A 12046-nucleotide genomic window follows, 5' to 3' on the forward strand; every position below is an offset into this window, starting at 1 on the left:
TTAAGCCCCCTTGATAATTTTATGACGTTCTAAGAATTTAATATCTACATCGCTAGCATCTCCATCTGCATAGGCAGGATAAGAGAGTACTGCGTATAAGAAATCAGCTGTTGTTGAGAAACCGTCTATAACCATTTCGTCTAACGTACATTTTAATTTATTGATAGCAAGCGCACGTGTTGGTGCTTTAACGATCACTTTAGCTACGAGTGAATCGTAGTATGGTGAAACCATGTAACCTTGATAAAGCAATGAGTCTACACGTACGTTAAATCCTTGTGGTAAGTGTAAAGCTTGTACTTTACCTGGTGTCGGTTGGAAGTGTTTCTCAGGATCTTCTGCGTTGATGCGTGCTTCAATCGCGTGTCCGTCAAAGATGATGTCATCTTGTGTATACGGTAAATGATTATGTTGCATCAAGTACAGTTGCGCTGCTAATAAATCTCTACCCGCACGCATTTCAGTTACTGTATGTTCGACTTGAATACGTGCGTTCATCTCGATGAAATAATATGCATCGTCAGTAACGAGGAATTCTATTGTACCTGCACTGCGATAGTGAGATGCTTTCGCAACCTTCACGGCATCGTCACAGATACGTTGGCGTTTTTCATCAGTAAGTGACGAACATGGAGATTCCTCGATTAATTTTTGATTTTTACGTTGTACTGAACAGTCACGTTCACCAAGGTGGATGAAATTATCTTTACCATCACCGAGAATTTGTACTTCGACGTGTTTAGCTACAGGAATGAAGGCTTCGACGTAAATACGATCATCGTCGAAGTATTTTTTACCTTCACTTTTAGCTTCTTTAAAAGATTTATCTAACATCTCTGGCTCTTTGACGATACGGATACCTTTACCGCCACCACCACTAGCAGCTTTCAACACGAGTGGGTAACCAATTTCTTTAGCAATTTCCTTTACTTCATCAACTGATTCAACTGCATCAGTTGAACCTGGAATGATAGGCACACCCGCTTGATCTACAGTTTGGCGAGCAGTAATCTTATCACCCATCATTTGCATCGTTTCTTTCGTAGGACCGATAAAGTAAATATCATTCTCTTCAACTTTATGGGCAAATGACGGACTTTCTGATAAGAAACCATATCCTGGATGAATCGCATTCGCTCCAGTCATTTCTGCTGCTGAGATAATACGATCTTGGTTTAAGTAACTATCAAGCGCATTGGCTTCACCGACACATACAGCTTGATCGGCCAAGCTCACATGCAGACTTGATTCATCTCCCTTAGCATAGATAGCTACAGTTTCAATACCGAGTTCACGACAAGCGCGAATGATACGAACTGCGATTTCTCCTCTGTTTGCAATTAAACAACGATACAATGCAATGCCCCCCTTTGCGTTGATTATTTCACTCTAATAATTGGTTGATCATATTCAACATTTGAACCATGTTCGACGAGAATATCTGTCACTTCACCGTCAACATCGCTTGTTACTTCGTTCATGACTTTCATTGATTCAATATAGCCAATGACGTCACCTGATTTCACTTGATCGCCAACTTTGATGATTGGATCAGTGAGTTCTTTCTCTTCTTGTAAATAGAAAGTACCTACCATTTGTGCTTTAACTTCTTGGCCTTCTGAATTTTCACTAGCATTTTGACCTTCATCTGATGATTGTGATTGAGCTGAGTCACTAGCACCTTGTGGCATACTTGCTGGCATACTTGCTGGCATGCTCGCTACTGGCGCATTCTCTTCAGTGAAGTCAAGTTCGATTTCATGTTCGTAATCTTTATATTTAAATTTCTTTAATTCATTTTCTTTAACTAATTTGATTAATTGCTCGATATTTTCAAAATTCATTATGCTTCCCCTTTCAATAATGCATTAAGACGTTTTGAAGTAGAGCGTAACTGCTGTATTTGATAAACAGGTGTACGTTCTATTTCTTGTAAAGCTTCTTGTAGTGCGTCATCAAGTTGTTGTAAACTTTCGACTGCTTCTTCAACTGTTACCCATTCGAAACGAATTGTTTCGCCAGGTTGTTTTTGAGCAAGAATGGGTAAATCTGCTTGTGTTACTGTGGCAATCTTAGTATATCCCCCCACAGTTTGTTTGTCATTGAGAAGTATGATTGGGTTACCATCATTGGGTACTTGGACACTACCTAAAGCTACAGGTTCTGAAATAATATCAGCAGATGCTTCAGGTGGGATTTCACTTCCTCTTAGACGGTAGCCCATACGGTCTGATTGTTCAGAAATTTGATAGTCATCTGAGCTCATTGTGTTAATCGCATCAGTTGAGAAACGATCGTATTGAGGTCCTTTAACGATATGAATCGTTGTTTCTTCTGTATTCACCAAATGAACATCAGTACTGAGTCCCACGCGATATTTCGCTTCATCATTAGGAATGGTTTGGATGCGATCTTGTGCTTTCAAAGTGCGACCTTCGAAACCACCAATATGAATCCGGGTATGTGTAGATTGACTGTTAGCTACTACTGGGATATCTAGCGGACAACCGAAGAAGATATATCCTCTAGCGCCTTGCTTGGCCGCTCCAAGTTTAAGTTCGTCGCCCTTTTCAGCTTTATAAACAGATTGCATCTCGATAGGTTCACCATTTAACTCACTACCAAACTCTCCTCCTGTAACCACAAAGGTATTTGGAGTGGTAAAACGAATCGTCGGACCGATGACTGTGAATTCAATCGCAGGACCATCGTTACCGATTAATTTCTGTCCGAGCTGATAACTTACAAGGTCTAAAGCTCCAGCTGTTGAAAATCCTTGATCTTGAAATCCATAACGGCCTTGATCTTGTACTGTCGTAAAGAGACCTGGATTATTAATTAGAATACTCATTGTCTTTAGACACCCACTTTCTCATATCGAAAGAATCAGATTCTTGTTCGTCAATGATTTGGTTATATTGTTCTTCAGATATAGCATAGAACTTGATGTAATCACCTGGTTGATAGAGACACATCGGTTCGCGAGTTAAATCAAAGACTTTGATTGGTGTGCGACCAATAATTTGCCAACCTCCAGGAGATTCACTAGGATAAAGACCTGTTTGTTGATTTGCGATTCCTACTGAACCTTCAGGTAAACGCGTTCTCGGCTCCGAACGTCGTGGTGTATGAAGGCGTTCATCTAAACCACCTAGGAATGGGAATCCTGGCATAAATCCGAGCATATAAATGAGATATGGTTGACTGCTATGAATATTGATCACTTCATCTGTGCTGAGATTGTTGGTAGACGCTACTTCATCGATGTCTGGTCCTGCTTCTCCACCATAAAGCACAGGAATATACACTGTCTTTGTGTCGACGTCTTGACCAGCAAAGTCTTTTTCGTCTAACTCACCTAGTTTGAGCTCTTCTACCAGTGATTGAGGTGTCATCTTCTCGATGTCTATATTGATTAGAATAGCACGGTAAGAAGGTACAATTTCTGTAATACCTTCTACGTTCAGATTATGTATGTATTGAACAACTTGTTGCATTTGCTTAAATATATCTTCACTAATTCGTTCTTCTAGATAAATCATAAGTGCTTGTTCGTTGATGATCTGATAATTCATGATGGATTAACCTCCTTCAATGCACATTAAGTAAACGCTTACTTAAGCAATACACTTTATTATACCATTTCAGTAGCGATGTTGTTTAATAAAGAAATTTTATCAACGTTTATAAAGTATATTTAATCAATAGGATTTAGGGCTTACATGTTTAATTATTTTAACCCTTCTCTATTTTTCTATTTTGCTAAAAGTAGCATGAGCGTTTGGATCAACGCGATAGTTCTTAATTTCACTTTCTTACTATGAGTTAAACGCTTGTAATGAGTTATAACTATAAATTTACCAAATTCAGAGTTTTTCGACTAGAATTACTTTTACCATAAAAAAGAAAAACTTCCCAAACATGGTCGAATTCGTTTGGGAAGTACGCTAAAAAAATAGACTTATTTAATATCAACAATCTTAACGTTCATCTCTGCACCATTTGGAAGAGGTACACGAACTTCGTCGTTAAGATGTTTACCAATTAAGCTTTGCGCCATTGGAGATTCGTTAGAAATCTTGCCGTTGAAAGCGTCTGATTCTGCAGAACCAACGATTTGATAGCTTTCTTCTTCGTCGCCTGGGAGTTCAACGAAAGTAACCGTCTTACCGATTTGAACGACGTTGTTATCACCAGTATCTTCGATAATTAAAGCGTTACGAATCATATTCTCAATTCGTTGGATATCTTGTTCGATGAAGCCTTGTTCATCTTTCGCTGCATCGTACTCAGAGTTCTCGGAAAGGTCACCGAAAGAACGTGCAACTTTAATTTTTTCTACTACTTCTGGACGCTTAACGGTCTTTAATTCTTCTAATTCTTTTTCAAGCTTGTCATAACCTTCTTGGGTCATTGGATATTGTTTTTGATTTTCCATAATGTCATCTTCCTTTTCTTACTGTTCTATTGTTTACGTATAAGTGACTTAATCTTAGTTGTCAAAATATCGATAGCGACTTTATTACTGCCGCCTTCAGGAATAATTAAATCAGCATATTTCTTAGTTGGTTCAATAAATTGATTGTGCATAGGACGTACGACATTTAAATATTGTGTAATCACGGATTCCATCGTGCGTCCTCGTTCCGCTGTATCACGCATCAATCTTCGTAGAATACGTAAATCAGCGTCAGTATCTACATATACTTTAACATCCATCATCTCACGTAATGTTTGATTTTCCAAAGCAAAGATACCTTCAACAATAATCACATCTTTCGGTTCAAATGTGATTGTAACATCACTTCGCGTGTGGTTGGTATAATCATAAGTGGGTATTTCGACAGTTTGTCCATCCTTTAAAGACTGGAGATTACTAATCAACAAATCGTTATCAAATGCGAATGGATGATCATAATTCGTTTCTAAACGTTCTTCAAAGCTTAAATGAGATTGATCTTTATAATAATAATCTTGAGCGATAAGTGCAATACTATATCCCTCAAGTAAAGACATGATTTCACTCGTCACACTCGTCTTTCCAGAACCTGAACCACCAGCGATACCTATAATCGTTGTGCCACTCATCGTTTGAGTTCCTTTCTCATCATATTATTCTTATACAGTGGTTGATCCACTTTGATCTGAACGATTTGAAGTGGATGACGTGCGGCATCTAATTCATTGCCTTCTTCGTCATAGATCACATCAACGACTTGTCTAAAGGTATCAATTTCAGGTCCGAAGAATTCGATTTCTTGACCTGGTTTAAAATGATTACGTTGTTGAATCGTCGCAATACGGGAATCTTCGTCATAATCTAGGACAAGACCGCAGAAATCATATGCCGCTTTCTTATTCTGTTCTGCGCCAAACATTTGCTCTTCGTAACCAGGTGTCCCTTCGAAAAAGGCTGGTGCAGTATCACGGTTCGCACATTTGTCTAGCTCAATCAACCATTCAGGTTGAATTTGGAAGTGTTCTGAATCAGCAGCATAAGCATCAATGACTTTACGATAAACGGAAACGACTGTGGCGATATAGTGAATTGATTTCATGCGCCCCTCTATTTTTAATGAGTCTATACCTATATCCATCATATTAGGGATTGATTCTATCAGTTTCAAGTCTTTCGGACTCATCGCAAATGGCGTTACGTCACCCTCTTTATAGAGTAAATCTAACTCGCCATCGTCTTCGATTTGTAAAAGGTCATAATCCCAACGACAACTTTGACAACAACCACCACGGTTAGAATCACGTGCAGTCATGTGGTTGCTCAAAGTACAACGCCCAGAATAAGCGATACACATTGCACCATGGATAAAGGCTTCAATTTCAATATCCACTTTATCTTTCATTTCACGCATCTCTTTTGCGCCAGTTTCACGTGCTAGTACGACACGATCTAATCCTTCTTCTTTCCAAAATTCAACAGCTTTATAGTTTGATAGTGACTGCTGAGTAGAAAGATGGATTTCTAAACGAGGTGCGACTTTCTTACAAGTTTCAATAACCAGTGGGTCGGCTACGATGATACCTGTTGCACCTGTGGCCTCTAAAGCTGTTAAATAATCATCTAAACCGTCCATATTCTCATCGTGTGCAATGATGTTTGTCGTTACATAAATCTTTGCACCATATCGTTTAGCGAATTCAACGCCCTCTTGAATTTCTGCCATTGTGAAATTATCGGCGTTTGAACGAAGACCATATTCTTGGCCACCTAGAAAGACTGCATCGGCACCGTAATGAACCGCAATCTTCAATTTCTCAAGATTACCTGCTGGTGCAAGCAATTCAGGTTTCTTTATGCGAGGCTTAGCATCAGGTTGCACTTCTTCTAATACTTTCACAGCATGCATCCTCCTTTAATAAACAGTTTGTTTGAATAAGAATCCTTCGTCAAATGGGCGATGGTCAGGTTGTATCTCTTCTATAGAATCAGCGAGCATAAATTTCTCATCTTCATAAGCTTCAGGATCTTCATTAAATAAATCGATAGCTTCACGATATTGTTCAGTACATACGTTAATATATTCTTCTGTATGTAACAGGCCATCTATTTTAATGGCATCAATACCTGCTTCAAGTAATGGATCGAGTTCTTCGATTAAACAAATATCATTCGGCGACATAATATGTGTACCGTTGTAATCTTCGTAAACTGGATATAAATTATCGCGTTCTTCGTCATAAAGTAATAAATCTTTATCATCGTTATGACGTTGTATCTTCATTTGACGGTCTTGGAACGTGTAATAATTACCGAGTAACATTCGTTTGGATTGGAACATACAAGTCATACCATGCACTTGTACTTCAATTTCAACATTCGCATGCTCTTTAATGTTGAGAATTTCATCTAAGTTAAGCTCACGAGCTAAAACAGCACGTTCCGCTCCTTTTTCTCCCCAATAATTAGATTGGAAATAGTTCGTTACAAGTGTTTCAGCGTCCCAATTCAATGGGATGGGATCTTCTTGTTGCTTCACATACATCACAACTGCTGGATCACCGAAGATAATACGATCTACTCTGACTTCATGAAGAAACGCGATGTAATCTTCTAACGCGCGTAAATGATAGTTATGGAAGATACCGTTCACTGCCACATACGCTTTTTTTCCATGGTCATGAATTAATTGTACGGCTTCAACGAGCTGATCACGATTAAACTCGCCTGCTAAACGTAAGCCGAATTTCTGTTCTCCTATTACAAAGGCATCTGCGCCTTTTTCTATCAATGTTTCAATATGTGAAATGGACTTGGGTGTGACCAGTAATTCAGTCATTTCAATTCTCCTTTTTTACGGAGATCGCTACTCCGTCATCAATATTAAGAAAGTTTGTCTCATAACGTGGATGTTGAACGAGCCAATCGTTGTATTTCTGAAGCTTCTTAACCATCTGTCTCACATTTCGAGAACGCACAACGTCGATGTCAGCAACGAAATCGTGATAAAGGATATTATCAGTTATCACAAGACCGCCGAGATTCAATAATGGCTCATATGTTTCGAAAAAGCGTTGCGTTTGAGCTTTAGCTGCATCGATGAATATGATGTCAAACGCCATATCTTTAAGCGTTTCAAATTGTTCACGAGCATCACCTTTAATCATCGTTATTTGTTGCTGATAACCGAAATGCTCAATATTTTGAGATGCTTGTTCTTGCATCGCTGTATCACGTTCAATCGTTGTAATATGTATGTCAGGTGATACTGAAGCGAACTGCATTGCACTATATCCGATAGCTGTACCAAGCTCTAATATGTGATGTGGTTGCTTGATTCTCAACACTTGCTTAATCGCTTCTAAGCTCATCTTGTCGACAATAGGGACTCGATTCTCCTCAGCGTATGCACGCAAGCTTTCAATATCATTATTATTATAATTCATTAATTCTAAGAGATATTCTTGATTCTTGTCCATATCGTCTCTCCCTTAGTAACTCCTCGATTTGTTATGAACGGTAAATGCATTACGCCCGCCCTTGCACTTTATAAAATGGAGTTGAATTTAACTCAACACATTCTACCACATTTTAATAAAAATATTAAGTCTCCGTTCTTCGCTAGTGTTCGAAGTGAGTTCTATATAATTAAATGGCTCAAATGTGCGTTGCAAATTAGTTTGATCGTTGAGCTCAAAATGATAACAGAAAATAGCCCTAGCGCCTGCTCATGCTAGAGTGACATGAGCTAACAGCTAGGACTATTTCACACTTCATCAAGTGAAAGTACTGAAAGAATATGACTATTCTTCGTCGTTCATTTCAGTATTCACGATTTCTTCAATCATGTCCCATTCTTCGTCAGATTCAACGGGTAAGAATTTGCCACCTTCACCATCTTCATCTGGTTCGTTAATCATTGGAACGAGTTCAACCATATCGTCGTCATCTGACTCAGCGCCTTCTTCAGCGAGAATGACATATTCTTTCTTGAACTCTGGATGATAGAACTCAAGTACTTTACGATATAATACTTCGTTACCCTCTTCATCGTAAAGTGTTAATAACTCTTCATTATTGTTTACATGTAATTCAGCTTCATTATGCTCTGCCATGATTATGCTCCTTTATTATTGTATAGAATCTAAATAGCCTTGCAGAATAAATACTGCTGCCATCTTATCGATCACTTTTTTACGTTTCTGTCTAGAGAGATCAGCTTCTAATAAAGAGCGTTCAGCTGCCATCGTACTTAAGCGTTCATCCCAAGTCTTGATTTCAAGCTCAGGTAATCTTTCTTGCAACGTCTCTTTGTAGTGTAACGAAGCCTCGCCTCTAAATCCAATTGAATTATTCATATTCTTAGGGAGACCGATAATTACGGTCCCCACCTTTTCTTTATTAATAATGTCTACTAACTTTTCAATACCTAAATCGCCATTCTCTTCGTCTATGCGGAGTGTATCTAATCCTTGGGCAGTCCAACCCATTAAGTCGCTAATAGCTACACCTACTGTCTTACTTCCTACGTCTAAACCAATAATCTTATGCTTGAGCATCGTTAAAGTTCTGAGTGCGCTTTAAGATAGTTTGACACGAGTTCTTCCATGATATCGTCGCGGTCGATACGACGAATTTGATTTCTCGCTTCATTATGACGTGGAATATAAGCAGGATCTCCAGATAAGAGATAACCTACGATTTGATTCACAGGATTGTAACCACGTTCTTCTAGAGTGGTATAGACATTCTGTAGCACGGACTTGACATCTTCTTTCGGGATATCATCATAACTAAATTTCATCGTTTTGTCGAAGTTTTCCATTTTAAGACACGCCTCCCAGTTAGTATAGAATTGAACACACTCTCATTCTACACTACTCAGATGTTGAGTTATAGAGATTTAATATAATTTTTAATAAAACGTAAAGATTCTGTTATGTTCTCAGGTTCGCTGCCGCCACCTTGAGCCATGTCTGGACGGCCGCCGCCTTTACCGCCTACAACTGGTGCCATTTCTTTGATGATATCGCCGGCTTTCACTTGATCTGTTAAAGATTTAGGTACTGTTGCGATTAATGATACTTTACCGTCCACATTGCTGACTAAAATGATAATAGTATCTTGTAATTTAGATTTAAAGTCATCCATCGTTTCGCGAATCGCTTTAGGATTAGGTACTTCTACTTCAGTAGCTAATACTTTAAATCCATTGATGTCTTCTACTTGTTCAGTAATATCACCCATCTTCAATGAAGTAATTTCTTTGTTAAGCTGATCTACACGTTTATTTAATGATTTTTCTTCGTCGATTAATTGTGTCACTTTGTTGACGACTTGGTCATCTGACTTCGCTTTCACTTGTCCTTTAATCGTATTAAATTGAGATTGAATATCTTCTAAATACAAGAATGCTGCTTGACCAGTGAGTGCTTCAATACGACGTACACCTGCACCCGTACCTGATTCGCTCACGATCTTAAACAAGCCAATTTCAGCAGTGTTAGAAACATGAATACCACCACACAGTTCAATAGAGAACGGTGCCATGTTTACAACACGCACGATATCACCGTATTTTTCACCGAAGAGTGCCATAGCGCCCATTTCTTTAGCTTCATCAATTGGCATTTCTTGAATACTTACTTCAATGCTGTTCCAAATTTCTTCGTTCACACGACGTTCAACTTGCTCAATCTCTTCTTTTTTCATTGGTCCGAAGTGAGAGAAGTCGAAACGCATACGGTCTGGAGCAACGAGTGAACCTGCTTGGTTAACATGGTCGCCAAGCACTTCTTTCAATGCTGCATGTAGCAAGTGAGTCGCGCTGTGGTTCTTCTGAATCGCACGACGCTCTTTATGATTGACCGATGCAGAAACTTCAGCGCCTGATTTGACAGTACCAAATTGTACTTCACCAGTGTGTAAGTTCTGACCATTTGGTGCTTTAATCACTTCAGTGACTTGGATTTCGAAATTCTCGTTACTAATTGTACCTTGGTCAGCAACTTGACCACCACTTACGGCATAGAAAGGTGTTTCAGCGAGGATGAAGTAGATTGTGTCACCCGCTTCTGCCTCTTCAACTCTTTCACCATTCGCAATAATATCCGTAATATTTGTGACTTTATCCATCACATCATAGCCTACGAAAGTGCTATCAGTTGTGATATTCTTCAATACTTCACTTTGCACTTGCATAGATTCTGAAGATTGACGTGCTTGACGTGCACGTTCACGCTGTTTACTCATCTCAGTTTCGAAACCAGCCATATCTACAGAGAGATCTTCTTGAGCAGCCATTTCTTCAGTTAATTCTACAGGGAAACCATAAGTGTCGTAGAGTTTAAATGCGTCTTCCCCGCTGATTTCATTTGTCTTGCCTTTCGCTTTAGCAATGAGATTATTTAAGATAGACATGCCTTCTTCAAGTGTTTCATGGAAACGTTGTTCTTCTGATTTCACTACACGTTTGATAAAATCAGCTTTCTCTTTCACGTTTGGATAATAAGGTTCCATAATGTCTGCTACGATATCAACCAAGCGATACATGAATGGTTCATGGATATCAAGTGATTGACTGAAACGTACAGCACGACGTAACAGACGACGTAATACATAGCCACGACCTTCGTTAGCTGGTAGTGCACCATCAGCAATAGCAAACGAGATGGTTCTAATATGGTCAGCAATGACTTTAAATGCCACATCATAGTCATCTTGAGTTAAGTATTTTTTACCAGAGATAGATTCAACTTCATGAATGATTGGCATAAATAAATCTGTTTCATAGTTTGTGCGGACATCTTGAGAAATAGATGCCATACGCTCTAATCCCATACCTGTATCAATGTTTTGGTTAGGAAGTGGTGTATACGTATGATCTTTATTATGGTTGAATTCACTAAATACGAGGTTCCACACTTCTAAGTAACGTTCATTCTCGCCACCTGGATACATTTCTTCAGCTGGATCATCTTGACCATAATCTTCGCCACGGTCATAGAAGATCTCTGTATTCGGTCCAGAAGGTCCTTCACCAATATCCCAGAAGTTACCTTCAATACGGATAATACGACTCTCTTCTAAACCGATATCTTCATTCCATAAACGATAGGCTTCTGTATCTTCAGGGTGAATGGTTACGTATAGACGCTCAGGTTCCATACCCATCCACTTGTCACTAGTTAGGAATTCCCATGCAAATTCTATCGCTTCTTTTTTGAAATAATCTCCAATAGAGAAGTTCCCAAGCATTTCGAAGAACGTATGGTGACGTGCAGTGAATCCTACATTTTCAATATCGTTCGTACGAATCGCTTTTTGAGAGTTCACGATACGTGGTTTACGTGGAATTTCACGACCATCAAAATATTTTTTTAATGTTGCTACTCCAGAGTTAATCCAAAGCAATGAATCATCATCGATTGGGATTAATGGTGCAGAAGGTTCGACCATATGGTCATGTTCTTTAAAGAAATCTATAAATTTCTGACGTATTTCACTCGCTTTTAAATTCTTCATATTCAATCCTCCATTTTACTCAAATCGTCATTAAGATCACAGGCATGACCGCTTCTACTCATCCTA

Annotated in this window: 13 protein-coding genes; all 13 read right to left on the reverse strand. The window is 38.8% G+C overall.

Translation table 11 applies throughout. From position 1 onward, the window contains the following. A complete protein-coding gene (locus tag CD039_RS05060; RefSeq protein ID WP_103371390.1) occupies positions 1-1356 on the reverse strand; it encodes an acetyl-CoA carboxylase biotin carboxylase subunit in 1356 nt (451 codons plus the stop codon). A 23-nt stretch (positions 1357-1379) separates the two neighbouring features. Beyond that, positions 1380-1844 carry an acetyl-CoA carboxylase biotin carboxyl carrier protein gene (accB, locus tag CD039_RS05065; RefSeq protein WP_103371391.1) on the reverse strand — a complete coding sequence of 155 codons (465 nt, stop codon included), beginning with the start codon at positions 1842-1844 and terminating at the stop codon, positions 1380-1382. After that, positions 1844-2851, reverse strand: a complete 1008-nt coding sequence (locus CD039_RS05070) for a 5-oxoprolinase subunit C family protein (protein WP_103371392.1) — start codon at positions 2849-2851, stop codon at positions 1844-1846. The genes accB and CD039_RS05070 overlap by 1 nt, the downstream gene beginning before the upstream one ends. Next, positions 2835-3575 (reverse strand): 5-oxoprolinase subunit PxpB, encoded by a 741-nt coding sequence (gene pxpB / locus CD039_RS05075; protein WP_103371393.1) that lies wholly within the window; start codon positions 3573-3575, stop codon positions 2835-2837. Before pxpB ends, CD039_RS05070 begins: the two co-directional genes overlap by 17 nt. 386 nt (positions 3576-3961) lie before the next feature. Next, positions 3962-4438, reverse strand: coding sequence for a transcription elongation factor GreA (gene greA, locus CD039_RS05080; RefSeq protein WP_002471052.1), 477 nt, complete (start codon positions 4436-4438; stop codon positions 3962-3964). Positions 4439-4464: 26 nt separating this feature from the next. Then, positions 4465-5088 (reverse strand): uridine kinase, encoded by a 624-nt coding sequence (gene udk / locus CD039_RS05085; RefSeq protein ID WP_049405579.1) that lies wholly within the window; start codon positions 5086-5088, stop codon positions 4465-4467. Further along, positions 5085-6356: a peptidase U32 family protein gene (locus tag CD039_RS05090; protein WP_103371599.1), complete on the reverse strand. Its 1272-nt coding sequence runs from the start codon at positions 6354-6356 to the stop codon at positions 5085-5087. Before CD039_RS05090 ends, udk begins: the two co-directional genes overlap by 4 nt. Positions 6357-6371: 15 nt before the next feature. Then, positions 6372-7295, reverse strand: coding sequence for a peptidase U32 family protein (locus tag CD039_RS05095; RefSeq protein ID WP_103371394.1), 924 nt, complete (start codon positions 7293-7295; stop codon positions 6372-6374). 1 nt (position 7296) lies between these two features. Continuing rightward, positions 7297-7935 (reverse strand): O-methyltransferase, encoded by a 639-nt coding sequence (locus CD039_RS05100; RefSeq protein WP_103371395.1) that lies wholly within the window; start codon positions 7933-7935, stop codon positions 7297-7299. A gap of 324 nt (positions 7936-8259) precedes the next feature. After that, complete coding sequence (locus CD039_RS05105) at positions 8260-8571, reverse strand: DUF1292 domain-containing protein (protein WP_002471066.1); 312 nt, start codon at positions 8569-8571, stop codon at positions 8260-8262. A gap of 15 nt (positions 8572-8586) precedes the next feature. After that, entirely contained in the window at positions 8587-9015 is a 429-nt protein-coding gene (ruvX, locus tag CD039_RS05110) for a Holliday junction resolvase RuvX (protein ID WP_103371396.1), read from the reverse strand. A gap of 2 nt (positions 9016-9017) precedes the next feature. Beyond that, entirely contained in the window at positions 9018-9281 is a 264-nt protein-coding gene (locus CD039_RS05115) for an IreB family regulatory phosphoprotein (protein ID WP_103371397.1), read from the reverse strand. A 68-nt stretch (positions 9282-9349) separates the two neighbouring features. Then, on the reverse strand, positions 9350-11980 hold the full coding sequence (gene alaS / locus CD039_RS05120) for an alanine--tRNA ligase (protein WP_103371398.1): 2631 nt from the start codon (positions 11978-11980) through the stop codon (positions 9350-9352). Between the last annotated feature and the right edge of the window lie 66 nt (positions 11981-12046).

The organism is Staphylococcus argensis, assembly GCF_002902305.1.
GTDB classification, from domain to species: domain Bacteria; phylum Bacillota; class Bacilli; order Staphylococcales; family Staphylococcaceae; genus Staphylococcus; species Staphylococcus argensis.